The 25035-nt window shown below is 67.0% G+C and carries 27 protein-coding genes; 5 read left to right on the top strand and 22 right to left on the bottom strand.

The window, feature by feature from the left end; translation table 11 throughout:
* Nucleotides 1-3 precede the first annotated feature (3 nt).
* On the top strand, nt 4-954 hold the full coding sequence (locus ON062_RS00800) for an L-lactate dehydrogenase (protein WP_274645233.1): 951 nt from the start codon (nt 4-6) through the stop codon (nt 952-954).
* Between the two features lie 7 nt (nt 955-961).
* On the opposite strand, the gene ON062_RS00795 is transcribed toward ON062_RS00800, so the two are convergent.
* A complete protein-coding gene (locus ON062_RS00795) occupies nt 962-1429 on the bottom strand; it encodes a hypothetical protein (RefSeq protein WP_274645454.1) in 468 nt (155 codons plus the stop codon).
* 85 nt (nt 1430-1514) lie between these two features.
* Here ON062_RS00795 and radA point away from each other — a divergent pair, with 85 nt between their 5' ends.
* The 3 genes from radA to ON062_RS00780 are packed head-to-tail and all read left to right on the top strand — an operon-like array spanning nt 1515 to nt 3585.
* The gene (gene radA / locus ON062_RS00790; protein ID WP_274645232.1) at nt 1515-2882 is read left to right on the top strand and encodes a DNA repair protein RadA; all 1368 of its coding nucleotides are present in this window, start codon (nt 1515-1517) and stop codon (nt 2880-2882) included.
* Nucleotides 2883-2923: 41 nt separating this feature from the next.
* Nucleotides 2924-3181 (top strand): type II toxin-antitoxin system VapB family antitoxin, encoded by a 258-nt coding sequence (locus tag ON062_RS00785; protein WP_274645231.1) that lies wholly within the window; start codon nt 2924-2926, stop codon nt 3179-3181.
* Nucleotides 3178-3585, top strand: a complete 408-nt coding sequence (locus ON062_RS00780) for a type II toxin-antitoxin system VapC family toxin (protein WP_274645230.1) — start codon at nt 3178-3180, stop codon at nt 3583-3585. Before ON062_RS00785 ends, ON062_RS00780 begins: the two co-directional genes overlap by 4 nt.
* Nucleotides 3586-3597: 12 nt before the next feature.
* On the opposite strand, the gene ON062_RS00775 is transcribed toward ON062_RS00780, so the two are convergent.
* From ON062_RS00775 to ON062_RS00740, 8 genes are all read right to left on the bottom strand, one after another.
* On the bottom strand, nt 3598-4002 hold the full coding sequence (locus ON062_RS00775; protein ID WP_274645229.1) for a dehydrogenase: 405 nt from the start codon (nt 4000-4002) through the stop codon (nt 3598-3600).
* Nucleotides 4003-4079: 77 nt separating this feature from the next.
* Nucleotides 4080-4763 (bottom strand): hypothetical protein, encoded by a 684-nt coding sequence (locus ON062_RS00770; RefSeq protein ID WP_274645228.1) that lies wholly within the window; start codon nt 4761-4763, stop codon nt 4080-4082.
* Nucleotides 4764-4794: 31 nt separating this feature from the next.
* Complete coding sequence (locus ON062_RS00765) at nt 4795-5325, bottom strand: amino-acid N-acetyltransferase (RefSeq protein WP_274645227.1); 531 nt, start codon at nt 5323-5325, stop codon at nt 4795-4797.
* A gap of 81 nt (nt 5326-5406) precedes the next feature.
* Nucleotides 5407-7932: an ATP-dependent Clp protease ATP-binding subunit gene (locus ON062_RS00760; RefSeq protein ID WP_274645226.1), complete on the bottom strand. Its 2526-nt coding sequence runs from the start codon at nt 7930-7932 to the stop codon at nt 5407-5409.
* 336 nt (nt 7933-8268) lie between these two features.
* The gene (locus ON062_RS00755) at nt 8269-9228 is read right to left on the bottom strand and encodes an endonuclease domain-containing protein (protein ID WP_274645225.1); all 960 of its coding nucleotides are present in this window, start codon (nt 9226-9228) and stop codon (nt 8269-8271) included.
* A 321-nt stretch (nt 9229-9549) separates the two neighbouring features.
* Nucleotides 9550-10263 carry a hypothetical protein gene (locus ON062_RS00750; RefSeq protein WP_274645224.1) on the bottom strand — a complete coding sequence of 238 codons (714 nt, stop codon included), beginning with the start codon at nt 10261-10263 and terminating at the stop codon, nt 9550-9552.
* Nucleotides 10264-10399: 136 nt separating this feature from the next.
* Nucleotides 10400-11863 carry a cardiolipin synthase gene (gene cls, locus ON062_RS00745; protein WP_274645223.1) on the bottom strand — a complete coding sequence of 488 codons (1464 nt, stop codon included), beginning with the start codon at nt 11861-11863 and terminating at the stop codon, nt 10400-10402.
* 52 nt (nt 11864-11915) lie between these two features.
* Nucleotides 11916-12119, bottom strand: coding sequence for a hypothetical protein (locus ON062_RS00740; RefSeq protein WP_274645222.1), 204 nt, complete (start codon nt 12117-12119; stop codon nt 11916-11918).
* A gap of 129 nt (nt 12120-12248) precedes the next feature.
* Between ON062_RS00740 and ON062_RS00735 the strand changes: the two genes are divergently transcribed.
* Nucleotides 12249-13520, top strand: a complete 1272-nt coding sequence (locus tag ON062_RS00735) for a DUF4192 family protein (protein ID WP_274645221.1) — start codon at nt 12249-12251, stop codon at nt 13518-13520.
* 26 nt (nt 13521-13546) lie between these two features.
* Here the strand turns inward: ON062_RS00735 and lysS are convergent, their stop codons facing one another.
* The 13 genes from lysS to ON062_RS00670 form a co-directional block, all read right to left on the bottom strand.
* Nucleotides 13547-15076, bottom strand: coding sequence for a lysine--tRNA ligase (gene lysS, locus ON062_RS00730; protein ID WP_274645220.1), 1530 nt, complete (start codon nt 15074-15076; stop codon nt 13547-13549).
* A gap of 84 nt (nt 15077-15160) precedes the next feature.
* A complete protein-coding gene (panC, locus tag ON062_RS00725; RefSeq protein WP_274645219.1) occupies nt 15161-16024 on the bottom strand; it encodes a pantoate--beta-alanine ligase in 864 nt (287 codons plus the stop codon).
* The gene (locus ON062_RS00720; protein WP_274645218.1) at nt 16021-16749 is read right to left on the bottom strand and encodes a DUF2520 domain-containing protein; all 729 of its coding nucleotides are present in this window, start codon (nt 16747-16749) and stop codon (nt 16021-16023) included. Before ON062_RS00720 ends, panC begins: the two co-directional genes overlap by 4 nt.
* Nucleotides 16733-18415 (bottom strand): PH domain-containing protein, encoded by a 1683-nt coding sequence (locus ON062_RS00715; protein ID WP_274645217.1) that lies wholly within the window; start codon nt 18413-18415, stop codon nt 16733-16735. The genes ON062_RS00720 and ON062_RS00715 overlap by 17 nt, the downstream gene beginning before the upstream one ends.
* Nucleotides 18412-19041 (bottom strand): PH domain-containing protein, encoded by a 630-nt coding sequence (locus tag ON062_RS00710; protein WP_274645216.1) that lies wholly within the window; start codon nt 19039-19041, stop codon nt 18412-18414. The genes ON062_RS00715 and ON062_RS00710 overlap by 4 nt, the downstream gene beginning before the upstream one ends.
* On the bottom strand, nt 18983-19480 hold the full coding sequence (locus ON062_RS00705; protein ID WP_274645215.1) for a DUF3180 domain-containing protein: 498 nt from the start codon (nt 19478-19480) through the stop codon (nt 18983-18985). The genes ON062_RS00710 and ON062_RS00705 overlap by 59 nt, the downstream gene beginning before the upstream one ends.
* A complete protein-coding gene (gene folK, locus ON062_RS00700; protein ID WP_274645214.1) occupies nt 19477-20028 on the bottom strand; it encodes a 2-amino-4-hydroxy-6-hydroxymethyldihydropteridine diphosphokinase in 552 nt (183 codons plus the stop codon). The genes ON062_RS00705 and folK overlap by 4 nt, the downstream gene beginning before the upstream one ends.
* Nucleotides 20025-20408, bottom strand: coding sequence for a dihydroneopterin aldolase (gene folB / locus ON062_RS00695; RefSeq protein WP_274645213.1), 384 nt, complete (start codon nt 20406-20408; stop codon nt 20025-20027). Before folB ends, folK begins: the two co-directional genes overlap by 4 nt.
* Nucleotides 20405-21226, bottom strand: coding sequence for a dihydropteroate synthase (gene folP, locus ON062_RS00690; RefSeq protein WP_274645212.1), 822 nt, complete (start codon nt 21224-21226; stop codon nt 20405-20407). Before folP ends, folB begins: the two co-directional genes overlap by 4 nt.
* On the bottom strand, nt 21223-21828 hold the full coding sequence (gene folE, locus ON062_RS00685; protein ID WP_274645211.1) for a GTP cyclohydrolase I: 606 nt from the start codon (nt 21826-21828) through the stop codon (nt 21223-21225). Before folE ends, folP begins: the two co-directional genes overlap by 4 nt.
* Nucleotides 21829-21833: 5 nt before the next feature.
* Nucleotides 21834-23849, bottom strand: a complete 2016-nt coding sequence (ftsH, locus tag ON062_RS00680) for an ATP-dependent zinc metalloprotease FtsH (protein ID WP_274645210.1) — start codon at nt 23847-23849, stop codon at nt 21834-21836.
* Between the two features lie 130 nt (nt 23850-23979).
* Nucleotides 23980-24531, bottom strand: a complete 552-nt coding sequence (gene hpt / locus ON062_RS00675; protein WP_274645209.1) for a hypoxanthine phosphoribosyltransferase — start codon at nt 24529-24531, stop codon at nt 23980-23982.
* Between the two features lie 43 nt (nt 24532-24574).
* A complete protein-coding gene (locus ON062_RS00670; protein WP_274645208.1) occupies nt 24575-25030 on the bottom strand; it encodes a hypothetical protein in 456 nt (151 codons plus the stop codon).
* Between the last annotated feature and the right edge of the window lie 5 nt (nt 25031-25035).

The raw sequence follows: 25035 nt of genomic DNA, 5'->3' as shown, positions 1-25035 counted from the left end.
CGCATGGCCGTCATCGAGAACTCCAAAGTCACCGTCGTCGGCGCGGGCAGCGTCGGCTCTTCCGTCGCCTACGCCGCGCTCATCCGCGGGTCTGCACGTCACGTCGCCCTGTACGACATCGCCACCGCGAAGGTCGAAGCTGAAGTTCTCGACCTCGCCCACGGCACGCAGTTCACCGGCTCAAGCAGCATCACCGGCGGCAGCGATCTGTCGGTCGTCGAGGGCTCGCACGTCGTCGTGATCACCGCGGGAGCGAAGCAGAACCCCGGCCAGACGCGCATCGAGCTCGCCGGAGTCAACGCCGGCATCATGAAGAAGATGATGCCGCAGCTGCTCGAGGCCGCCCCGAATGCGATTTACGTCATCGTGACGAACCCGTGCGACGTGCTGACGGTGCTCGCGCAGGAAGACACCGGCCTGCCGCCCGAGCGCCTGTTCGCCTCGGGAACGGTTCTCGACACGTCGCGCCTGCGGTGGAAGCTCGCCGAGCGCGCGGGAGTGTCGACCTCGTCGGTGCACGCATACATCGTCGGCGAGCACGGCGACACCGAGTTTCCGCTGTGGTCGGCCGCCACGATCGGCACCGTGCCGATCCTGGATTGGGTCACCCCGCGCGGTGACAAGATGACCGTCGAAGAGCTCGACCAGATCGCGATCGATGTTCGGGATGCCGCGTACAAGGTCATCCAGGGGAAGGGCGCCACGAACTACGCGATCGGCCTTTCGAGCGCGCGCATCATCGAGGCCATCCTCGGCGACGAGCACGCGGTCATGCCGGTCTCGCCGGTGCTGAGCGACTTCCACGGAGTCGACGGCGTCGCCCTCTCGGTGCCGTCGATCGTGAGCGCGAAGGGTGCAGTGCCGATCCGCGAGACCGCCTTCGCCCCGAACGAGCTCGAGCTGTTCCACCGCTCGGCCGACGCCCTGCGCGAGGTCGCTTCGTCGTTGCGCTGACGCCGCCTCACTCCGACGTGTGGGAGTCGGGGGATGCCGCGGGAGTGGCATCCCCCGCTCTCGCCCTTCTTCGCGCCCGCCAGTCGGCCCACGCCCCCGTGGACCACAGCGCCCACACCACCAGTAACGGCTGAAAAAGGAGCCGGATGCCGCGGGCCAGGTCGCTGTCCAGGCCGAACGCATCGCGCGCTTCGACGAACTGGGCGATATTGCCGGGGAAGACCGCGAAAAAGAACAGCGCGACGATCCACCCCACCGGCACGCGCCAGCGACCAAGGAAGAGCAACGCGAGCCCGAGCGCGATCTCGACGACTCCGGATGCCACAACCACCAGATCGATATCGAGCGGCAGCCACGGGGGCACCTGCGCGCGGAAGTCTTCGCGGGCAAACGTGAGATGCGCGGCGCCGGCGAACGCGAGGAACGCCCCGAGCAGTCCGCGCGCAATGCGCCGCGGCCACGTGTCGGGGTGCATCGCTTCCATGCCCTCCAGTCTGAGGGCATTCGTGCTTCGACGGGTGTGATCTGCCGATGTCGGTGGCGCCTCGTAGAGTGATCGCATGGCGACCCGACGACCCACGACCACTGCCGCCTACAAGTGCACCGAGTGCGGGTGGACGGCACCCAAGTGGGTGGGGCGCTGCGGCGAATGCCAGCAATGGGGCACCGTCGTCGAAGCCGCCGAGCAGACCGGCATCGTTCGCTCGGTGAGCCCCGTCGCACCGGGCGCCGCGCGTTCTGCACGTCCGATCACCGCGATCGACACCAGCGACACCCCGCGTGGGACGACGGGCGTCGGCGAGTTCGACCGCGTGTTGGGCGGCGGCATCGTGCCGGGCGCCGCGATTCTGCTCTCGGGCGAGCCCGGCGTCGGAAAGTCCACGCTGCTGCTCGAAGTCGCCGCCAAGTCAGCCCAGGCCGGTCTGCGCGTGCTCTACGCGAGCGCCGAAGAATCCACCTCGCAAGTGCGCTTGCGCGCCGAGCGCACCGGCGCGCTGCACGACAGCCTGTATCTCGCGAGCGAGACCGACCTCGCCACGATCCTGGGCCACGTCGACGAGGTACAGCCCGATCTGCTGATCGTCGACTCGGTGCAGACCGTCTCGTCCGCCATGTCCGAGGGCATGGCCGGGCACCCCTCCCAGGTGCGCGAGGTCGCAGCAACGCTCATCCGGGTCGCCAAGGAGCGCAATCTGCCGACGATCATCGTCGGGCATGTCACCAAAGACGGCTCCATCGCGGGCCCGCGCGTACTCGAGCACCTGGTCGATGTCGTCTGCCACTTCGAGGGCGACCGGCAGACATCCCTACGGTTCGTGCGCGCGCTGAAGAACCGATTCGGCCCGACGGATGAAGTCGGATGCTTCGACATGACCGGCGCCGGCATCGCCGAAGTCCCCGACCCAAGTGCGCTGTTCCTTGGGCATGGCAGCAACGAACCGGGCACATGCGTAGCGATCGCGCTGGAAGGTCGGCGCGCACTGCCGGTCGAGGTGCAGGCGCTCACCATCGCCACCAACGCACCCAACCCGCGCCGCATCGTGAACGGCGTTGACTCCGCACGCGTCGCCATGGTGCTCGCCGTCCTCGAGAAGAAGGCCGGCATCAAGACGTCCGACCAGGACGTCTACGTTTCCACCGTCGGTGGTGTGCGCTTCACTGAGCCTGCGGCCGACCTCGCGATCGCCCTCGCCGTCGCCGGCGCCGTACGCAACGAGTCGATACCCAAGCACATCGCCGCCATTGGCGAACTGAGCCTCGCCGGCGAGATCCGACCCGTCACCCAGTCAGCTCAGCGTCGCGCAGAAGCCGCACGCCTCGGCTATCGCGACCTCATCGACAACCGGTCGGTGCGCCTGCGCGGTGCGCTCGACGATGTGCGCGCGCGGGCCACCGCACGCCCCGGCGACGACGTCCCCGAGTTCTAGCGGGTGCAGACAGGGTAGACAGTCTGACTAGACTTCTACCCATGAGCCTGAATATCAAGAACGAGGACGTCCACGCGCTGGTCCGCGAGCTGGCGACCGCGCTCGGGGTGAGCCAAACCTCTGCGGTAGAGCTCGCGGTGCGCGACAAACTCGCAACCGTGCGTTCCGGGGCCGAGCACCACGCTCGCCAGCGTCGCATCGAACGCGCCGTCGCCGACGCCCAAGAAGCGTTTCGCGGCATCGACCTCAGAGCGTTCGCCGACAACATGTACGACCCACAGACCGGCCTCCCACGATGATCATCGACACGTCGGCGCTGATCGCCATCCTTCAGGGTGAGGAGGGTTCCGACCGGATCGTGCAGGCGATCGCCGACGCCCGGCGCCCTGCCATCTCGAGTGCGACGCTGGTCGAGGCATCCATCGTCGCTGACGGTCCCCGCGATCCCGTGCGCTCGGCGCGGTTCGATGCGATGGTGCGCTCGTTCGGCCTTGACGTCGTCCCCCTCACCGCCGAACACGTCCGCATCGCGCGAAGCGCCTTTCGCGACTACGGTCGGGGCTCCGGGCACCCGGCGAAGCTCAACTTCGGCGATTGCCTCACCTACGCGCTCGCGGCCGAGCGCGATCAGCCGCTGCTTTATGTCGGCGACGACTTCGCCCACACCGACCTTCGTTCGGCTCTCGACGAGCCCGAGGTCTAAGCGCAGACCGGCCTATGCGTCGAGCGCGGCGATCAGGTCGGCGGGAGCAGCCTGCAGCGGGTGCGGACCCGCGATGTCGAAGAACACCGTCGTGATCTCGTCCTCGTGCGTGCCCAGGAATGCGCGCAACCAGGCCGGCGACTGCAACGCCACACCCGGCGGCAAACTCGCCGGCTTGTGCGCGGCATCGCTGAACAGCAGGAGCGCAACATCCCCCGTGTTCGGGTCGCGGTACGTCCACACCTCGCCCGAGTCGAGCGGGTTATCGCGCTGACCGGCGCGCATCAACGGCACCACCGTCGGCCCGTGGCGCAGAGCGAACGCGACGGCCGCCATGTCGCCCGTCTGCAGCGCGTCACTCAGCTGAGTGTTGCGAAACTCCAGCGGCTTGGGGTCTTTGCGCTTCTTTCCTGCCACGTCACCAGCGTAGTCGCGCCCGGTCGCGGCATCCGGCCCTCTCGCGCACAGCGAACGACGACGCAGCCAGAACGCGGTCAGTAGAGCAGGAACATCGCCTCTTCGAGCGACGGGATGCCGCCGATCTCGACGGTCAGGTTGTACGTCGCCCCGCCGCCGGGCGCGCGCGGCCGCGACTCGTCGTCGCACGTCGACACCGACGAGCGGGTGCGATCCCACTCGAGTGGAGCGGCACTTTCGACCGTCTGGCCGGCCGCGAGCATCACGACCATGTCGCTCGGTTCACTCTGGCAGTCTGTCGAGCGCCACCACGTGTCGCTCCCGCTGGTGATCTCGAACTTCTGCGCGCTCGTTCCGACGTTGAGCGAGCAGTCGGTCTCGCCGTCGTTCGTGAGCCGGATTGACAACTGCGGGTTCTCGCCCGAGCCGTACGACGTCTTGTCGGTCAGCGGAACCACCGTGATGTTGCTCTCGAGGCACGGGGTCACGGTCGGCGTTGCCGACGCATCAGGTGTGGCCGCGGCATCCGTCGCCCCCGGCGTACTTTCCGACGAGGTCGACCCGGGCACGGGGAGATCTGAGGCCGCTTCTTGAGACGCCGTTTGGCTCGACGTCGTGTTATCTGCGGCCGACCCCTGCCAGGGCTGAGCGATCAACAGCCAGATCGACGCGCCGATCGCGATGATGGCCAGCAGGACGACGAGGCGCCGCCGACGGTACACGGCGGGCGAGTGCCGCCTGCGAGAAGGCTGGTCGGTCATGGCATCCAGGGTAGGCGCGCCCAGCCGAGAGTCAGGTGTGACGCGCCCCATTCAGCTGCTTCAGCATGCGGGTATTGCCCAGCGTATTCGGCTTCACGTGCGCGAGATCCAGGAACTCGGCGATGCCCTCATCCGGGCTACGCACGAGTTGCGAGTACACGTCGGGGTCGACGATCTGTTCACCGATCGTCTGGAATCCGCGTCGCTCGAAGAACGGCACCTCGAAGGTCAAACAGAACAGGCGCGTGAGTCCCAGCGCACGCGCGTTCTCTTCGAGCCGTTCGACGATGTTGCGCCCTACGCCCTGATGCAGCCAGCCATCGGCGACGATGAGCGTGCGCACCTCGCCGAGGTCTTCCCACATCACGTGCAGAGCCCCGCAGCCGATGAGCGTGCCGTCCGCGGCTTCAGCCACCACGAACTGCTGGGTTGCCTCATACAGCACCACGAGGTCCTTGCCGAGCAGGATTCGTCGCTGCACGTACGGCTCCAGCAGTGCCTGGATGCCGCGCACATCACGCGTCAGCGCCGGCCGAACCGTATACGGCTGAGGTGCAGTCATCTTTCCAGCGTAGAGGCGAAAACGACGAAGAGTGGATGCCGCGTGGCATCCACTCTTCGTTCTTGCGCTTCTTACGAGAAACTAGTCGCTCGTCGCGGCCAGGTAGGGCGTCGCCGAGATCTCACCGTGGTTGATCTCGCCAACAGCAACCTTCTCGCCGCGCGGCCCGTGCTCGAAGACGAACTCGCCGTTCTGAGCGTCGACCTTCACGTGGTCGCCCGCGTCGAGCTCACCGTGGAGGATCTTCTCGCTCAGGCGGTCTTCGACCTGTCGCTGCATCGCGCGACGCAGCGGGCGCGCACCGAGGGTGGGGTCGAACCCGATCTCGATGAGACGCTCCTTCGCCGCCTGCGACAGCTCGATCGTCATGTCGCGGTCGAGCAGACGCTCGCCCAGACGCTTGGTGAACAGATCGACGATCTGAACCAGCTCGTCCTTCGACAACTGCGGGAAGACGATGACGTCATCGACGCGGTTGAGGAACTCGGGCTTGAAGTGACGCTTGAGCTCTTCGTCGACCTTGCCCTTCATACGCTCATACGTCGTCGCCGAGTTGCCCTCGACCTGGAAGCCGACGGGACCACCAGCGATCGCCGACGAACCGAGGTTGGTCGTCATGATGATCACAGTGTTCTTGAAGTCGATCACGCGGCCCTGACCGTCGGTCAGGCGACCCTCTTCAAGGATCTGCAGGAGCGAGTTGAAGATGTCGGGGTGCGCCTTTTCGATCTCGTCGAACAGCACGACCGAGAACGGCTTGCGGCGCACCTTCTCGGTGAGCTGACCGCCCTCTTCGAACCCGACGAATCCGGGAGGAGCACCGAACAGACGGCTGACCGTGTGCTTCTCACCGAACTCGCTCATGTCGAGCGAGATCAGCGCCGACTCGTCGTCGAACAGGAACTCGGCGAGTGCCTTGGCCAGTTCGGTCTTTCCGACACCGGTGGGGCCGGCGAAGATGAACGAACCGGAGGGACGCTTCGGGTCCTTGAGGCCCGCACGCTGACGACGGATCGTCTTCGACAGTGCGGCGATCGCCTCTTCCTGGCCGATGACGCGCTGGTGCAGCGCCTTCTCCATGAAGACCAGGCGGCTCGACTCCTCTTCGGTGAGCTTGAACACCGGGATGCCGGTAGCTTGCGCGAGCACCTCTGCGATCAGACCCTCGTCGACCACCGCGTGGCTGGCGACGTCACCCGAACGCCACTGCTTCTCGAGGCGCAGGCGCTCGGCGAGGAGGGACTTCTCCTCGTCGCGCAGGCTAGCCGCCTTCTCGAAGTCCTGCTCCTCGGACGCGATCTCCTTGTCGGCGCGCACGCGGGCGATCTTGTCGTCGAACTCGCGCAGCTCGGGCGGGCTCGACAGGATACTCAGGCGCAGACGCGCACCCGCTTCGTCGATAAGGTCGATCGCCTTGTCCGGCAGGAACCGGTCGGCGATGTAACGGTCGGCCAGGTTCGCCGCCGCGACGATCGCACCGTCGGTGATCTGCACCTTGTGGTGCGCCTCGTAGCGGTCGCGCAGACCCTTCAGGATGTTGATCGCGTGGGGCAGGCTGGGCTCTGCGACCTGGATCGGCTGGAAGCGGCGTTCGAGCGCAGCATCCTTCTCAAAGTGCTTGCGGTACTCGTCGAGCGTCGTGGCACCGATCGTCTGGAGCTCGCCTCGCGCCAGCAGGGGCTTGAGGATGGATGCCGCGTCGATCGCGCCTTCGGCCGCGCCCGCACCCACGAGGGTGTGGATCTCGTCGATGAAGACGATGATGTCGCCGCGCGTGCGGATCTCCTTCGTGACCTTCTTCAGGCGCTCTTCGAAGTCGCCGCGGTAGCGCGAGCCTGCGATGAGCGAGCCGAGGTCGAGCGAGTAGACCTGCTTGTCCTTGAGCGTCTCGGGCACATCGTTCTTCACGATCGCCTGCGCGAGGCCCTCGACGACCGCGGTCTTTCCGACACCGGGCTCACCGATGAGAACGGGGTTGTTCTTCGAGCGACGCGAGAGGATCTGCATGACCCGCTCGATTTCCTTCTCGCGGCCGATCACGGGGTCGAGCTTGTTGTCGCGCGCCGCCTGCGTGAGGTTGCGACCGAACTGGTCGAGCACGGCCGACCCGCCCTGCGCGGCAGCCGACTGCTCGCCTCCACCGGCTGCGACACCGGCAGGCTCTTTGCCCTGGTAACCGCTGAGGAGCTGGATGACCTGCTGGCGAACCTTGTTGAGGTCGGCGCCGAGCTTGACGAGCACCTGGGCGGCGACGCCCTCGCCCTCGCGAATGAGGCCGAGCAGGATGTGCTCGGTGCCGATGTAGTTGTGGCCGAGCTGCAGCGCTTCGCGCAAGCTCAGCTCGAGCACCTTCTTGGCGCGGGGGGTGAACGGGATGTGGCCGGTGGGCTGCTGCTGCCCCTGGCCGATGATGTCCTGCACCTGTTCGCGCACGGCATCGAGCGAGATTCCCAGGCTCTCGAGGGCCTTGGCGGCGACACCTTCTCCTTCGTGGATCAGGCCGAGCAGGATGTGCTCGGTGCCGATGTAGTTGTGGTTGAGCATCTTCGCCTCTTCTTGGGCGAGCACAACCACACGACGTGCACGGTCGGTGAATCTCTCGAACATCGCATTCCTCCGGGGTACCAGGGGTCGGTCGACCGCTGAGTGCCTTACATCGAGGGTAACGACGCGCGCGCCGCGATATGCCGGTGTTCGCCATGGGCATACGCCCGGCATCCTTCACCCCCGCACTCTCAAGTGCTCGAGCCCGGCCTCGTCGGCTCCCGGCGCTCCACCCCCACCTTCTGCACCCCGCCACGGCAAATCCTGGGGGCCGAACCCCAGCCGCGCCCCGCCGTTTCGCTCCACCCCCAAGATCTGCAGGTGCGAACGGCAGAAGTTGGGGGCGGAACGGAAGCCCGCGCGGGCGCACGAGTCCGAGCAGTCACACGCGGCCGCGCGTCAGGATCGCGCGCGGATTGCCGCGTGGATGCGATCCATGAGCCCGCGGTTCCCGCCGAAGAGCTCAGCTTTCGTCACGCGCACCACCCGCCACCCCGCGGCTTCGAGCCGCTCGTAGCGCCGGATGTCGCGCGCCCACTGCAGCGGATCGGTGAGGTGATGCTCGCCCTCGTACTCAATCGCGACGCGCCATTGCGGGTACGCAAGATCCACGCACGCGATCTTCTCGCCAGCCTCCACGACATCGAAGTTCAAGAGCGGCTCGGGCAGACCATCATCCACGATCGCCAGCCGCAAGTGGGTTTCCGGCAACGACGCAGATCGCGTGCGTACCAGTGGCAACGCCTCGCGTAGCATCCCGACACCGACGCGGCGTCCCGATGCGGTCACCGCGTGGAGTTCCCGCAGCGACGCGAGAGGCGTCGCAACCCTCCACTCACGCACGACCGCATCAGCAGACGCCACCACGTCGCGAGGGTTCCGCAACACGCTGCCGAGCATCGCCCACGTCGTCGCAGGCGTCGCAACGCGCACGCCGAGCAAGGGGTGACGGATGTAACACGCCGTCTCGACTCGACACTCGTGCCCGCGCACTCCATTGCGGCGCGGATACTTCCGCGCACCGTGGGTCGCGACATCGACCGCCGCATCGCCGCGCAAGAGGTGTCCAGGCACCGGAATGTCCCACAGCGCGGCAGCGGTGACGTGGCTGAAGAACTCACCGTCGCGCATCACCTGCACGTAGGCGAGTGCCTTCGCAATGTGCTCGCGTTCGTGGTCTCCACGCGCTTGCCCCAGTCGATCGAGCAGGATGCCACTGTCGTCGGCACCCCGCACGCGGACACCGGAAAAAGGCTTGTGGAGGTCATCTCGTCGCAAGCGGGCGGGCGAGACCCCGGCGTGGAGCGCTGCGCGGACCGAGAAGCGATCGCCGAGTTCGTCTGGGAGCGGGTGAGGCATGCCTCGATCGTCTCGAGTGCCCGGCTGCCTCAGGCGGACCGGGCGCAATCGGTGGAGAATGCGGGGGCGCGGGCGCCCTGGGGAGGACTCGCGCCATCGCGCGCTGCGCCGACTGGTCCCTGATCCGACCGCTCCGCCCGAAGCTCAGCCCCCAGAATTCGTCGTCCCCGCGGACAGATCCTGGGGGCGGAGGTGAGGGGTGCGAAGTGCACGAAACTCCACCCCCAGCTTTCGCGCGAAGCCAGCGCAGAAACTGGGGGCGGAGCGTGGAGAGGGTCGCGCGCGACTGGGCAGGCGACCAACCCGGCGAGCGCGGAAGTGTCAGCGCTCGCCGAGGATGGGCACCACGGTTCCGACGAACTCGCCGCCGGTGAAGGATGCCACAACGGGCCCCTCGCCGAGGCCGGACGCGTCGACGGCAACCAAATTCGCGCGCGGCGCCATGTCCATGGTGCAGACCTGCTCGCTCGGCGCGGACGCGAAGGTGACGGTGATCTCGGTGTCTCCGGTGACCTCAGCGGTGTCCACCACCGGGGCGCAACTCGACGACCCCCACGTGAGCACCGCGAACTGTCCCTCCGCGCCGGTCCACCCGGCACTCGGCGCCAAGTCTTCGTTCTCGCCCACCTCACCTGCGTCAAGAGGTGCCAGCAACGCGATGCCGTCGTAGGCGCCGCCCGTGACGACAACGTCCAGTCCCTGCGTGGGATCGACCTCCACCGGCAGCGCGACGACAGACACTCGCGGGGCGAGATCGCGCGTGCATGCTGCCGCAGGGTCGTCCGTCAGCGACACCTCGAGCGTCCCATCGGTGTACGGGCCGACCTCGGCGAGCGGCATGCATGAGGATGACCCCATCGTGACGATGCCGACCATCCGGCCGCTGTCGAGCCACGCGGCATCCAACTGCTCGATCGGAGCATCCCCCGCAACGGCGCCCGAGCCCTCCGGTGACGCCGACGCGCACCCGGTCATCAGCGCGCCCAGCGCGAACGCAAGCACCGCGCCGCCGACCGTCTTTCGTGCACCAGCCACGGGTGCCCCCTTCTCTGCGAATGCCGCCGCCGGCATCCTTCCGAACGGATGCCGCCGCCGGCATCACTCCCCTAGTGTCGCCTCGACACGGAACGTCTCACCGCGCAGAGCCCGCGCATAGCCCGCGAAGACCCGCTTACTGCAGCGCCGACGTCAACCGCGCGAGGTTGTCGAGCACGGTCGAACGCAGCGGCTGCTTCATCCACTCTTCCAATGTCAGCTCGCGCGAGAGCGACCGGTAGGTGTCCTCCACGCCGCGCATCTGCTCGGTGAATTCGGCGCCGCGCACCAGCATGGTGATCTCCATGTTGAGACCGAACGAGCGCATGTCCATGTTGCTCGACCCGATGATGGCCGTCTCGTCGTCGATCGTCATGGACTTCGAGTGGAGGATGTAGGGCTTGCGATACATCCAGATTTTCACGCCCGCGCGCAGCAGCGCCTCGTAGTACGACCGCTGCGCGTGGTAGACCAGCGCCTGATCGCCTTCTTCTGACACGAAGAGTTCGACATGGATGCCGCGCTGGCACGCCGTGGTGATGGCGAGCAGCAGCGCCTCGTCAGGCACGAAGTACGGACTGACGATAATGATCTTCTCTTGCGCGGCGTAGAGCATCGCGGCGAAAAGTTTCAGGTTGTTCTGAAATTCGAACCCGGGCCCGGAGGGCACGACCTGGCAGTCGAGATCCCCCGAACCCGACACCACGGACAGCAGATCGATCTCGTCGGTCAGAATCTCTTGCGTCTCGGCGTACCAGTCCGAAAGGAAGACGGCGTTGACGGATGCCACGACCGGCCCGTCGAAACGCACCATCATGTCGACCCAGTGCAAGCCCCGCTTGATGTTCTTGCGCAAGTTGTACGTCGAGTCGGTGACATTCTGAGAGCCCGTGAATGCCACCAGTCCGTCGACCACAAGCAACTTGCGGTGGTTGCGCAGATCGGGCCGCTGGTATTTGCCCTTCAACGGCTGCACCGGGAGCATCAGCTGCCAGTGCGCACCCATCGCCGTGAGTCGCTGCAGTGTCTTCTTGTAGTACGGCTTGCCTCGGTTCGCCCAGTGGTCAAGCAGCACCCTGACGACCACTCCCCGCGCGCAGGCCTCTTCGAGTGCGGTGAAGAAGTTGTCAGTCGATGCGTCGGTCTGAAGGATGTAGAACTCGACGTGCACGTAGTTCTGCGCCTGCCGGATCTCGTCGGCCATGGCGTCGAGGCTCTGCTGGTAGTCCGAGATCAGTTGCGCGCCGTTGTCCCCAGCGAGGGGCATGGCGCCCAGGTTGCGGTTGAGGGTGACCAGCGACGTGAACCAGTCCGGCGCGTGGGGGCGCAGAGTCCCGAAGTCGAGCGACGCGCTCGTCTCGTGGATGTACTCGTTGATCGCGCGCTGCATTCGTCGCCTTTTGCGCGGCAATCGGGGGTTTCCGATCAGCAGAAACAGCAGCACACCGACGAACGGGATGAAGTAAATGGCCAACAGCCAGGCCATTGCCGCCGTGGGCCGGCGGTTGCGCGGGATCACGATCACCGCGGTGATGCGAATCACGAGGTCGACGACGAAGACAAACACCAACCACCAGTTGGTATATACCTCGACAGTCATGCGTTTCGCTCTCCCCGGGCCCGTGAGCCCACTGTAGTGGGCGGCGGCGACACTATTCGGAGGCGAGGGAAGATGAGCCGGATGCCGCGGCCGGCGGCATCCCTCGACGTGCACGCTCTTCTGCTTCGAAGCGCGCGTACGCGCGACGCTCATTGCGATCCGCGCGAATCACGCTGCGCATGACGAACACGAAGATGGCGCTGACGACAACCGTGGGCAGAAGCGTCCAGACGACGGCGACCCAGTAGCTATCCATGCCCTCCAGGATACCCGCCGATTCCTCCCCTCCTCCCCAGGTGGGGCATTCGGCCCGGTTCTCGCCGATCATCCTCATCTCGTCTTTTGGTCAACCATCGAACCCTCGCGCAGACCACGCTCGTTGCTCATGACGACGATCATCACAGCCGCCGACGCGGCACAGTTCCTCTCCTACGTCCCGCAGTTGGTCGGGTGCACCCCGACCGAGAGCCTGGTGCTGGTCCCGCTTTCGCGAGATCGCAGCATGGGGGCGATGCGATTCGACCTCCCGGCGAAGGAAGATACGACCGCCGCGGACGACACCGTCGAACGTTTCGCTTCCACCGTGCTCGGCATGGTGTGCCGACTCGCTGAGGCCACGGCCTTCACGGCGGTGGTCTACACCGCAGCCCAGTTCGACGAGACCGGCCGAATGCCCCACCGTGAACTGCTCGAGGCGCTCGCGGTCCGTGCGGACTCAGCCGGATTGCGCGTGACCGATCTGCTGTGCGTCGCCGCCGATGGGTGGGCATCTGCGTGCGATCACGATGGTCAGGTGGGCGTGCGCGCTCTCGAGGAGATCAGTTCTCGAGAGGATGCCGCGCCCGGCCAGCCGCTCGGTGATCAGACCTCCGGCGCCGACTTGCCCGAGATCGAACCCGCCGAACTCGAGCACGTGGAGCGGGCACTGACATCGATGCGCACGGTGTTTCGCGTGCTCGCGGGTGCCCACGATGACGAAGTGGAGGGGCCAGGGTGGGATGACGCAGCGAGCGCGCGCGATGTGGGCGACGCGCGCGATGCAGACGACGCGGGCCACGCGCGCGATGTGGGCGACGCGGACGACGACCTTCGTTCAGGAGAGTTGCGCATCGACCCACAAGCGATCGCGGCAATCGCCCGAATCGACGACGTTCCCGAACTGTACGAGAAGGCGCTCGGCTGGACGGGCCGCGAAGGCGGAGCGTACGACATCGCGATCCTCGGGTGGTGCCTGTCTCGCCCCTCTATGCGCGACGTGGCGCTCGTTCAGTGGAGCGGCGACTTCGACGACGGCGACGATGCGCTCGACGCGCAGTTGCGATGGGAATCGGGCGAAGAGTACCCCACGCATCTGGCCATGCGGATGTGGGGCGAAGGTCCGCAGCCCGACCCCGCGCGTCTGATGCGCGCGCTCGAGGTCACCAAACGCGTCGCGGCGAGCATGCCGCGTGCGATGCAAGCCGGGTCTCTCGCGATGTGCGCGTGGCTCTCGTGGGCGCTGGGCCGGTCGACCCACGCCGAGATCTATGCCTCTCGGGCGTGCGAGATCGAACCCGAGCATGGGCTCAGCGAGATCGTACGATCGTTCGTCGGCGCGGGCCACTTGCCCGAGTGGGCATTCCACTCAGCGCGCACCCGCGCCACCGGCTCGTGCTGAGTGATCCGTCCCGAACGGGAACGGGGCTACTTCACGAGCGGGAACAGAATTGTTTCGCGGATGCCGAGCCCGGTGATCGCCATCAGCAGACGGTCGATCCCCATTCCCATGCCACCGGTCGGCGGCATGCCGTGTTCGAGGGCGCGCAGGAACTCCTCGTCGACGCGCATCGCCTCGTCGTCACCGCGCGCGGCGAGCTTGGCCTGCTCGACGAAGCGCTCGCGCTGGATGACGGGGTCGACAAGCTCGGAGTAGCCGGTCGCCAGTTCGAACCCGCGCACGTACAGGTCCCACTTCTCCACGACGCCGGCGATCGAGCGGTGCTCGCGCACCAGCGGGCTGGTGTCGACGGGGAAGTCCATCACGAAGGTCGGTCGGGTGAGATCACCCTTGACGAAGTGCTCCCACAGCTCCTCAACGTACTTGCCGTGCGTTGCGACCTTCTCGGGCACCTCGACCCCCTCGGCGGCAGCAAGCGCAGCCAAGTCCTCGAGCGAGGTCTCGGGGGTGATATCGCGGCCGCAGGCCTCGGACAACGAGCCGTACATCGAGATGCGATCCCACTGCCCGCCCAGGTCGTACTCGGTGCCGTCTGCCCACGTGACCGTGGTCGATCCGGCAACGGCGATCGCGGCGTTCTGGATGAGCTCCTGCGTCAGATCGGCGATGCCGTTGTAGTCGCTGTACGACTCGTATGCCTCGAGCATCGCGAATTCGGGGCTGTGGGTCGAGTCGGCGCCCTCGTTGCGGAAGTTGCGGTTGATCTCGAACACCCGATCGATGCCACCGACCACGGCACGCTTGAGATACAGCTCGGGCGCAATGCGCAGGAACAAGTCGGCATCGAACGCGTTCGAGTGGGTGATGAACGGGCGAGCGGATGCCCCGCCGTGCTGCACCTGGAGCATCGGCGTCTCGACCTCGACGAAGTCGTGCCCGGCGAACGTGGCGCGCAGGCTCGCATTCACCTTCGCGCGTGCGAGCACGGTCTCACGCGCACGGTCGCGAACGATCAGGTCGAGGAAGCGGCTGCGAACACGGCCTTCTTCGCTCAGTTCGGAATACATGTTGGGCAGGGGCAGCACGGCCTTGGCCGCGATCTGCCACTCCGACACCATGATCGACAGTTCGCCCCGACGGCTCGAGATCACCTCGCCGGAAACGAACACGTGGTCGCCGAGGTCGACGAGTTCCTTCCAGGCCTGCAGCGACTCTTCGCCCACGTTCGCGAGCGAGACCATCGCCTGGATGCGACTGCCGTCGCCAGCCTGCAACGAAGCGAAGCACAGCTTTCCGGTGTTCCGACTGAACACGATGCGACCAGCGACGCCCGCAGTGACACCGGTCTCGGCACCCGCTTCGAGGTCGCCGTACTCAGCGCGCAGCGCCGAGATGGTCGTGGTCGTCGGGACCGCGACGGGATACGCGCCGCCCGCGGCATCCGACCGCTCTGCAATCAACCGCTCGCGCTTGGCGAGCCGCACGGCCTTCTGCTCGAAGATGTCCTCTTCGGTGGGTTCGGTCTCGGCGTTGGCAGGCGCGGTCGTATCGCTCATCGCAGGGGCTCCTCAAAAGTCTCGGAAAGTCTACCGGCGGCGCCCCAGCACTCCCTGATCGTCCGTCCTGCGCAGAGCGCGTGGTCAGCGAATGTAGATCTCGGCGTTGTCGATGAACCGGTGCCCGCCGACGCTCGCGGCGATGAGCGCGAGAGCGCGTCCCTCGTGGCCCTCATCAACCGGCAGGAAGGTCCCGGGATCGACCACGTTGAGGTACTCCAACCGGATGCGAGGCTCGCCCATCAGGGCAGACTGGGCCGCGGCGATGCATGCGTCGACGCCGCGGTCGGCGTTCGATGCCGCTGCTTCGAGCGCAACCGGGAGCATGGTGGCCGCGTGGCGGTCCTGCTCGTCGAGCATGCCGATGCGGGTTGAGATCGGGATGCCCGACTCCTCGCGCACCGTAGCCACCGTCTCGATCGCCACGTCGAAATTGAGATCACGCACCATGCGCTCAACCAGGAAGACACGCTGCCGGTCGCGTTCACCGTAGATCGCAATGTCGGGGTGCACGAGGTGGAAGAGCTTCGCCTCGACCGTGAGTACGGCATCGAAGTAGAACGGGCGCGTGCGTCCTTCGTAGCGCAGGCCGAGGTCGCCCGCGCTGATCTTCGTCGTCGCGGTGCCCTCGGGCAGCATCTCTGCGGCATCCGGCGCGAAGATCACGTCGACGCCGAGGGAGGTGAGCAGCTTCTCGTCCTCTTCGGGAGTGCGCGGGTACGCGGCGAACTCGGCCGGGTCGCGAAAGCGCAGCGGGTTGACGAACACCGACACCACGATGATGTCGGCGAGTTCCCGCGCGCGATGTACGAGGTCGATGTGCCCGTCGTGAAGCGAACCGATGGTCGAGATGAGGGCGACGCGGGGCGCGTCAGCCCCGCCTGACCCGGATGCCGCGCTTCTGGCTTCGGCCAGTCGGGTGCGCAGCTCCTGGATGGTGCTGATCATCCGTTGATCGTATCGGTGCCATCGAGATCGATCTGACCAGCCGTACCTCCCGCTTCGGCGAGCGCGTGATCGACCGTCGAGTGCACGAGCGTAGACAAGTACAGCCCCGGGTTCGAGATGCCGATACCCGCGAGCAAGGATGTGGACTGCTGCACGATCGCGCGCGAGAACTGCGTGGCCGTCGCGATGCCCTCGGCGTACGCGGCACGATCGGCCTCGGCCACGACGACCGGCTCGCAGCCGAGCTCGACGGCGAGCGCCTGAGCGATAGGCAGCACGGGGGCGGGGGCCGTCACGGCAGCGAATGCACTCGAGAGCAAACGCAGATCCATCGAGGTGCCGGTGAACGCGATCGCCGGATGCACCGCCAGCGGAATCGCACCCTGCGCCATCGCTGGCCCCAAGACCGTCGTGCCGTAGGCGGGGTCGGTGTGAAGCACGAGCTGCCCCGGCTGCCATGCGCCGACGTCGGCGAGCCCCGAGATGAGCCCGGGCAACTCGTCATGCGGCACCGCGACGATCACCAGTTCGCTCCGTCGCGCCACCTCGGGGGCGTCCAGCACCGGGACACCTGAAAGGATCGCCTCGACTCGGTCGGGGTCGCTCCCTGAGGTCACCCCGACCACTGCGTGCCCGGCACCGGCGAGCGCCGCGGCAACCACCGGCCCGACGCGGCCCGCGCCGATGACGCCGATCCCGAGCCGCCCCTCACGCATCGCCGCCATCCGTCCGTTCGCTCGCCCAGCGGTGTGATCGATCCCCCGCCGCGGCACGCACGGATCCCGAAGCGACGTCGTCGAACAAGCGCAGTGCCGCCCCGCGATCGACCGCCGCCAGGCGACCGTCGACCTGACCGGCGACCGTGTGCGCGCGAATGGCGGTGACACCGCTCGCCCGATCGAGCGGCCCCTGATACAACCCCACACTCTGGGTTCGGGCCAGCGGCAGCATCTGCAGCGAACGCCATATGAGGCCGTGGCGCAGCAGCAGCACGTCACCGTCGAGCCGGAACCCGTTGCGCTTCCACGACAGCGGGCGAATCCAGGCGGCACGCCGCGGGGTCGTGGTGAATCCGTCGTCGTCAACAACCGGTCCGAGAAGGCCGTCACGCACGAGGGGTGACCAATCAGCGTCGGGCACCTGGGGCTGCAGCAACGCCAACACGCGTTCGACATCGGCGATCGTGCCGACCGGCAGCACCGTCGTGAATTGGTCGGTCGCGGCATCCGTCGCACTGCGCCCGGTGAATCGGTTGATCCGGATGCTCCACCAGCCCGCCGGTCGCCACAGTAGCGGCTGCCGAACCTCGAGAGCGTGGACGCGACCGGGCGGCACGATCTCGGTGATCGTCGTGAGCAGACCGAACGTGATCCGCACCCCGTCAGGCGTCGGCGCGATCGAGTAGCGCAGCGACTTGACAATCGAACGCACCCAGTAGGCGCCGATACCCAGCAACGCCGGGATAAAACCGAAAAGCAACCACGTGCTCCCCGTGCTCGCCCCGATGATGATGGCGATAAGGGCCAGCGCAACGAACAAAGTGGACGAGCTGAGAATGTGGGATGCCACAAGTCGCCCGACCGGGATCTGCACGACGGACTCGGGTTCGACGGGGGTCTCGGGCCCGTCGACCATGCCCGTCAGCTCACGGCTGACCGTCTGCCCGAGCGCAGACACTAGTGAGCCGGTGCGACCGGGTGCGGCATCCGTTAGCCCTTCAGCCAATCGCTGCCCCGAAGCCAAGCGAAGAATGTCGGCACGCACGGTTTCGGCGTTCGCTGTCGTGAGGTATTCGAGCTTGACGTTGGAGTCGGTTCCCGCGCCGACTACTTCGAGCTTGGCCATCCCCAACAGGCGCGCAATCATCGGGCGCGTGAGGTTGACGCCTTGGACGCGGTCGAGCGGTGCACGACGGTGGGTGCGGAAAAGGATGCCGCTACGCACCTCGACGGTGTCATCGGTGATGCGGAACGTGTGGAACCGCCACGACAGCGCGAACCCCGCGACCACGATGAGGACCACACCAAGCACGGCGAGCGCGGCGACGAGGTAGAGGTTGTTGGCGATGACGTAATCGACCGGGTCGCCCGAAGACTCCCACTCCTCGTAGCCCTCGAAGTCTTCGCTGAGCCACGGCAGGAAGACGGCAATCACCCGGTCGCGCAGATTCGTGAAGATCACTCCGAGGACGACCAGGAGCACGAGCCCACCGCGCATCAGCGGGCTGAGGGGATGCATGCGGTGCCATTCGCCGTCGCTGAGCGGCGAGCGCACGAGGTCCTGCGGCGGCGGAGTGGCGCCCTGCGGCGCCTGCGGCGGGGTCGCACCGGCCGGCGGTTGAGCACCAGCCGGGGGTTGGGCGCCCGGGGGCGGGAACGGCAAGTCGCTCATAGCCCGGTACGGCGGCTCTCGGCGACGGCGATGAGGTGGTCGCGCAGTGTCTCGGCGGTCTGCTGCGGGAGTCCCGGGATCTCGACGCCGGTGCTCGCGGCGGCCGTGACGAACTTCAGCTGCGCGATCGCGAACATGCGGTCCAGGGGTCCGTGGGTGATGTCGACAAGTTGCATGCGCCCGTAGGGCACCGCAACGAATCGCTGCCACAGGATGCCACGGCGAAACACCAGGTCATCCTCGCGCAGCTGATACCCGATCGAGCGGGCTTGACGCGGGAGAACCGCCAGCGTCGCAACGAGGATCGCCGTGAGGATGCCGCCGGGGATCCACGCCCACCACTGGTGCATCGCCAAAGCGAGCACCAGTGTCGCCGTCACGACGATCGCCAGAATGAACCCGCTCGAGATGAACTGCACGGTGACGTATTTGGGCGAGATCTGGTGCCAGACCCCGGCTTCGAGGACGAGACGATTCGCAGAGCGAGGCTCGACAAGAGCACCGAAGGTCGCTTCTGCGTTGGCTTCCGCAGTCACCGGCGCCGGAGCGGCCACGACGGGCGGGACGTCAGTGCCCGCGGAGCCGGGGCTCGAGTCCGGGGTCGTCCCCTCCGGGGTGTTCGTCATCGTCGTCCTTCCGGATGGTGCACAGGTGCTCGGCGATCAGCGCGGCCACGACGAGCAACGCTCCGCCGACGATTGTGGCGATCACCGCCGACATCGAGCCTACCGAGGGCGGCACAGGCCGGGTCAGCAGGAAGGCCAACAGACCGACGCCGACCCCACCCACGGCTGCGCCGACGATGCTGGATGCCTTCGCGAGCATCGCGGTGCGCAGGGCGCGGAACGGGTTGACGGGCCCACCCCGCTCGCCACGCGTCGCGCGCCGGATCGGCACGGCCAAGCCGACCACCGCAACGCCCAGCAGCACAAGCAGAATCGGCAACATGACGGTCGGAGTGAAGGTCGGTCGCCCCGTCGCCGTGAGCATCTGGTCGAGAAGGTAGCCGGCCGCGATTCCTAGGACAGCCGCCGATGCGAGGATGCCAGCCCCGGTGCGCTTCACGACTCAGTCCCCGGCTCCACGCCCTCGCGCAGTGCCGCGAGCAGCGCGTCGACGCGGCCGCGCCCCGGCAGGACAGCACCCGGGTCGACATCGAGCCACGGGCCGAGCACGAAATCGCGCTCGGCCGCACGCGGATGCGGCAGGAGCAACGCGGGATCATCGCTTTGCACATCCCCGTAGGCGATCAGGTCGAGGTCGAGCGTGCGATCGCCCCACCGTTCGCGGCGCTCACGGCCGTGACGCGCCTCGATCGCGTGCAGATACGACAGCAGCACCGACGGAGCAAGCGTCGTCGTCAGCACAGCTACCGCGTTCAGATACGTCGGGGCCTCGGCATCCGGCCCCGAAAGCGTCACTGCGATCGATTCGATCGCACGCGAAGCGCGGACCTCGGCGACCAGCGGCACGCGTCGCAGGTCGGAAAGCGCCTGGTTCATCGTCTCGGCACGGTCGCCGAGGTTGGCGCCCAGGGCGACGACGGCGTGCACAGGCGCGGAATGGCCGGGAGCGGCATCCGTCCCCATCCCCTGCGCGAGCCGTCGATTCACGACCCAACTCCGGATGCTTTGGCGCGCTCTATCGTCACCGACACATCGGCGAAAGTGAGCGGAATCGGCGCGTGGGGCTTGTGCACCGTCACGCGCACGCGCTCGACCAGGGGGTGCGTGAGTGTGTCGCGCGCGATGCGCTCGACGAGGGTCTCGAGGAGGTCGACGGGGTCGTTCGCGACGAGGGATGCCACGCGCTCGGCGAGCTCGCCGTAGTGCACCGTGTCGGCAACGTCATCACTCGCCGCTGCCGGGCGCGTGTCGAGAAACAGTGCCAGGTCGACGATGAACTCTTGCCCATCGCGACGTTCATCGGGGAAGACACCGTGATGGCCGAAGACGCGGAGCCCGGTGAGCGTGATCTCGTCGCGCCCGCTCACGGCGTGCCGCCCTGCGTCGCTGAGCCGTCCCAGTGGTTCCACACACCGATAGCATCTCGCGTTGCGGCGACATCGTGAACGCGCACCGCCCACGCACCCGCTTGCGCGGCCAGCACACTGGTCACCGCGGTCGCCAGATCTCGGCGCGCGATGTCGGGGTCAGGTCCGAGCGCGTCGGCGAAGAACCGCTTGCGGCTCGTGCCGATGAGCACGCGAAATCCGGTGCCCACGAGCGCGGGAGTTGCTCGCAGCGCCTGCCAGTTCTGCTCGCCCCGCTTGCCGAAGCCGATGCCCGGATCGAGGATGATGCGATCCGCGGCGATTCCCGCAGAAAGCGCGGCGTCGGCGCGCTCGCGCAGTTCACCAACCACCTCGGCTGCGACATCGTCGTAGTCGGCGCGCGCGTACATCTCGGACGACGGCCCGCGCCAGTGGCCGAGCACGATCTCGGCCGCGGTCTCAGCGACCGCAGCCAGCATGTCGGGGTCTGAAAGTCCTCCCGACACGTCGTTGACGATGTTCGCACCCGCCTCGACCGCGGCACGCGCGGTGCTGGCGTTCATGGTGTCGACGCTCAGAATCGCGCCCGGAACCTCTCGCCGCAGACCCGCGATCACGGGCACCACTCGCGCCTGCTCCACGTCGGGCGGAACCCGATCAGCACCCGGACGCGTTGATTCGCCACCGATGTCGAGGATGTGCGCGCCGTCAGCGAACAATGCTCGGCCGTGCGCGGTCGCGGCATCGGCCTCGAGGTAGCGCCCGCCGTCACTGAACGAATCGGTGGTGACATTCACCACGCCCATGATGAGCGTCATGCGTTCGCGCCCGGCCCGAAACCGCCCCCCAGCAGCGCGAACAACTCGGCTCGGGCACCGGGCTCGCGGTATGCGCCGCGCGCGGCGATCGTCACCGTCGAGGTGTCGGCCTGCTGACCGCCGCGCATCGTGACACATTCGTGCGTAGCATCCAGCACCACCAACACCCCTCGCGTGTCGAGCGATGTCGCGATGGCGTCGGCGATCTGCTCGCCCAGGCGCTCCTGCACCTGCGGCCGCGACGCCACGATGTCGACGACTTTGGGCAGGGCACCGAGGCCCACGACCTGCTCCCCCGGGAGGTACGCGATGTGGGCGTGCCCCCGGAACGGCAGCAGGTGGTGCTCGCAGATCGAGCGGAAGCGAATATCGCGCAGCATCACGGCACCCGAGGGCAGGGTGTCAGGGGCTGGGCCTTGCGCTACCGAAATCGTGTGCGCGAGTGGCTCGGCGGGGTCGTGCCCGACGCCGGAGAAGAACTCGGCGTACGCCGCCGCCACCCGGTCGGGCGTCTGACGAAGGCCCGGCCGATCCGGGTCTTCGCCGATCGCCTCGAGCAGTTCCCTCACGAGCGCCGCGACGCGCTCCCCGTCGACGGCCACGAGAGTTACGCGGTCGCCGGACGCGCCTGCCCGCTGGGGCGGCGCTGCGGAGCAGTGTCGGTGGCCGTGGCATCCGCCTCGACCTCTACCGCAGCCGCGACAGTGTCGGGAGCGGGCGCACGCGCGGGCACCTGGACGGGCGGATGCTGCGAAACCGGGCGCTGCTCGCTCGAGAGCCACTGCGGGCGCGGCGGGAGTTTCTTCACGTCCTTGAAGATCTCCTCGAGTTCGAGGTGATCGAGCGTCTCTTTCTCGAGCAGCGCGAGGGCGAGCTTGTCGAGGACATCGCGGTTGTTGTTGATGACCTCGTACGCCTCGTTGTGCGCCTGCTCGATGAGCGCGCGTACCTGCACGTCGACACGCTCGGCGATGCGCTCGGAGAAGTCGCGGCCGTGGCCCATGTCGCGCCCCATGAACACCTCGCCCGAGGACTGGCCGAGCTTCACCGGACCGACGTCGTTCGTCATGCCGTATTCGGTGACCATCTTGCGCGCGATCCCGGTGGCCTTCTCGATGTCGTTCGAGGCCCCGGTGGTCGGATCGTGGAACACGATCTCTTCGGCCACGCGGCCGCCCATGGCGTAGGTCAGCTGGTCCTGCAGTTCGTTGCGGGTGACGGAGTACTTATCTTCGAGCGGCAGCACCATCGTGTAGCCGAGGGCGCGACCGCGCGGCAGGATCGTGACCTTCGTCACCGGATCGGTGTTGTTCATCGCCGCCGCCGCGAGCGCGTGACCGCCCTCGTGGTACGCCGTGATGAGCTTTTCCTTGTCCTTCATCACGCGCGTGCGGCGCTGGGGGCCGGCGATCACGCGGTCGATGGCCTCATCGAGAGCGCGGTTGTCAATCAGCTGGGCGTTCGAGCGTGCGGTGAGCAGCGCGGCTTCGTTCAACACGTTGGCAAGATCGGCACCGGTGAAGCCGGGGGTCTTGCGCGCGACGACCTCGAGATCGACGCTGTCGGCGAGCGGCTTGCCGCGGCCGTGCACCTCGAGAATCGTCTTGCGACCCTTGAGGTCGGGGGCATCCACACCGATTTGGCGGTCGAAGCGACCCGGGCGCAGCAGCGCGGGGTCGAGGATGTCGGGGCGGTTCGTCGCGGCGATCACGATGACGTTCGCCTTGGGGTCGAAGCCGTCCATCTCGACCAGCATCTGGTTGAGCGTCTGCTCGCGCTCGTCGTGGCCGCCACCCATACCGGCGCCGCGGTGACGACCAACAGCATCGATCTCGTCGATGAAGATGATCGCCGGGGCGGTTTCTTTGGCCTGGTTGAACAGGTCGCGCACGCGGCTGGCGCCGACGCCGACGAACATCTCGACGAAGTCCGAACCCGAGATCGAGTAGAACGGCACCCCCGCCTCGCCGGCGACGGCACGGGCGAGCAAAGTCTTTCCGGTTCCGGGAGGGCCGTACAGCAGCACGCCCTTCGGGATGCGGGCCCCCACGGCCTGGAACTTCGTGGGGTCCTTCAGGAAGTCCTTGATCTCTTCCATCTCTTCGATGGCTTCGTCAGACCCGGCTACGTCGGCGAAGGTGACCTGCGGCATCTCTTTGGTGACGAGCTTCGCCTTCGACTTGCCGAACTGCATCACCTTGCTGCCGCCACCCTGGGCGCTGGAAAGAAGCCACCAGAAGAGCAGACCGAGGAGCAGGATCGGCAGGATCAGCGAGAGGAATCCGTCGAACCACGTGGCGCGCGGGACGGTGTCGTTGAACCCGTCCGCGGGCGCAGCAGCGTTGATCGCGTCGACGACCTCCTCGGCGCGGGCGTCGACGTAGTAGAACTGCACGTCATCAGCGCCTTCGTACGGCGACGAAAGCTTCAGGTCGACGCGCTGGTCACCGTCGGTGATCCCCGCCTCGGTGACGGTGTCGCCCGCGAGCAGTTCGAGGCCCTCTTGCGTGGTGATCTGCTTGGTGCCGGTCAGCGAAGAAATGAGCGAGAAGCCCACGATCAACATGACGCCGATGAGCAGCGCATAGAAGAACGGGTTGCGGGTGATCTTCTTGAAGTTCATGGTGCGGGCGGGTGCCCGATCCCTTTCGTCGACGAACCGCAGGCGTCACGACGCCACGACGGTGCCCTCAGGGTATAACGCCTCCGCTATGCGCTCTCTGTGGATTCGCCCACGGCGTACCGCGAGATGACTACTGGTAGACGTGCGGTGCGAGCACGGCGACGTCGCGCAGGTTGCGGTACTTCTCGGCGTAGTCGAGCCCGTATCCCACGACGAAGTCGTTCGGGATGTCGAATCCGACGTACTTGCAGTCGATGTGCACCTTTGCCGCGTCAGGCTTTCGCAGCAGCGAGAACACCTCGATCGACGCCGCGCCACGCGAGGCGAAGTTCTCGAGCAGCCACGCGAGGGTGAGCCCCGAGTCGATGATGTCCTCGACGATCAGCACGTGCTTGTCGTGCAGGTCGGTGTCGAGGTCCTTGCGGATCTGCACCACACCGCTGGACTTGGTGCCGGCACCGTACGAGGACACCGCCATCCAGTCCATGGGAACGACGTTCGGCAGCGCCCGCGAGAAGTCGGCCATCACCATGATCGCGCCCTTGAGAACGCCGACCAGCAGCAGATCCTTACCCTCGTAGTCGGCGGTGACCTGCGCGGCGATCTCGTCGAGCTTGGCGCGAATCTCCTCCTCGGTCACGAGGATGTCGGTCAGGTCGTCTCGGATGTCAGCCGCACGCATGCACGTGAGTCTACGTGCCCCGTCGCTGTGGCCGCAGCCAGACCTACGAGGGCACGTCGTGATCGCCGCGGACGGTCTGGGGGCTCACGACGAGCACCTCGATCACCTCGGCTTTGTCGGGCCTTGTCATCACCCACGTAACCTCGATGTACCACCCCTCACCATCGAGATCCTTGCGGAACCCGTCAGCGATGCGCGCACCCTCTTGGGTCATGCGCACGCGCGACTCCCGCCACCCGTCGGCGTTCAGGCCGCTCGCGATAGCCGCCGCCGCATCGGCCGACGCATCCGTCTCCGACACGAGATTGAGATCCTCGCGAGCCTGCCACCATGCGGGGTCGTTCGGGTCGTCCGTGCCCAAAATGGCGGCACCGCTGCGCGGCTCAGACTCGGAAAAGCCGACGTTGTCGATCAGCTCAGGAGGGATCAGGGCCACCGTCTCAGCCACGATGCGATCAGCCTCAGCGTGGTACTCGTCAAGCTTGCTTTCGGACTGCATGCTGC

Origin of the sequence: Microbacterium sp. C7(2022) (assembly GCF_028823665.1) — a bacterium.
GTDB lineage: Bacteria > Actinomycetota > Actinomycetes > Actinomycetales > Microbacteriaceae > Microbacterium.
This window is presented reverse-complemented; position numbering and strand designations above follow the sequence as displayed.

Coding starts and splice junctions, on each gene's coding strand:
- ON062_RS00800 (WP_274645233.1), top strand. CDS start 4: ATGGCCGTCATCGAGAACTCCAAAGTCACCGTCGTCGGCGCGGGCAGC.
- ON062_RS00795 (WP_274645454.1), bottom strand. CDS start 1,429: ATGCACCCCGACACGTGGCCGCGGCGCATTGCGCGCGGACTGCTCGGG.
- radA (WP_274645232.1), top strand. CDS start 1,515: ATGGCGACCCGACGACCCACGACCACTGCCGCCTACAAGTGCACCGAG.
- ON062_RS00785 (WP_274645231.1), top strand. CDS start 2,924: ATGAGCCTGAATATCAAGAACGAGGACGTCCACGCGCTGGTCCGCGAG.
- ON062_RS00780 (WP_274645230.1), top strand. CDS start 3,178: ATGATCATCGACACGTCGGCGCTGATCGCCATCCTTCAGGGTGAGGAG.
- ON062_RS00770 (WP_274645228.1), bottom strand. CDS start 4,763: ATGACCGACCAGCCTTCTCGCAGGCGGCACTCGCCCGCCGTGTACCGT.
- ON062_RS00765 (WP_274645227.1), bottom strand. CDS start 5,325: ATGACTGCACCTCAGCCGTATACGGTTCGGCCGGCGCTGACGCGTGAT.
- ON062_RS00760 (WP_274645226.1), bottom strand. CDS start 7,932: ATGTTCGAGAGATTCACCGACCGTGCACGTCGTGTGGTTGTGCTCGCC.
- ON062_RS00755 (WP_274645225.1), bottom strand. CDS start 9,228: ATGCCTCACCCGCTCCCAGACGAACTCGGCGATCGCTTCTCGGTCCGC.
- cls (WP_274645223.1), bottom strand. CDS start 11,863: ATGACTGTCGAGGTATATACCAACTGGTGGTTGGTGTTTGTCTTCGTC.
- ON062_RS00740 (WP_274645222.1), bottom strand. CDS start 12,119: ATGGATAGCTACTGGGTCGCCGTCGTCTGGACGCTTCTGCCCACGGTT.
- ON062_RS00735 (WP_274645221.1), top strand. CDS start 12,249: ATGACGACGATCATCACAGCCGCCGACGCGGCACAGTTCCTCTCCTAC.
- lysS (WP_274645220.1), bottom strand. CDS start 15,076: ATGAGCGATACGACCGCGCCTGCCAACGCCGAGACCGAACCCACCGAA.
- panC (WP_274645219.1), bottom strand. CDS start 16,024: ATGATCAGCACCATCCAGGAGCTGCGCACCCGACTGGCCGAAGCCAGA.
- ON062_RS00720 (WP_274645218.1), bottom strand. CDS start 16,749: ATGGCGGCGATGCGTGAGGGGCGGCTCGGGATCGGCGTCATCGGCGCG.
- ON062_RS00715 (WP_274645217.1), bottom strand. CDS start 18,415: ATGAGCGACTTGCCGTTCCCGCCCCCGGGCGCCCAACCCCCGGCTGGT.
- ON062_RS00710 (WP_274645216.1), bottom strand. CDS start 19,041: ATGACGAACACCCCGGAGGGGACGACCCCGGACTCGAGCCCCGGCTCC.
- folP (WP_274645212.1), bottom strand. CDS start 21,226: ATGACGCTCATCATGGGCGTGGTGAATGTCACCACCGATTCGTTCAGT.
- ftsH (WP_274645210.1), bottom strand. CDS start 23,849: ATGAACTTCAAGAAGATCACCCGCAACCCGTTCTTCTATGCGCTGCTC.
- hpt (WP_274645209.1), bottom strand. CDS start 24,531: ATGCGTGCGGCTGACATCCGAGACGACCTGACCGACATCCTCGTGACC.
- ON062_RS00670 (WP_274645208.1), bottom strand. CDS start 25,030: ATGCAGTCCGAAAGCAAGCTTGACGAGTACCACGCTGAGGCTGATCGC.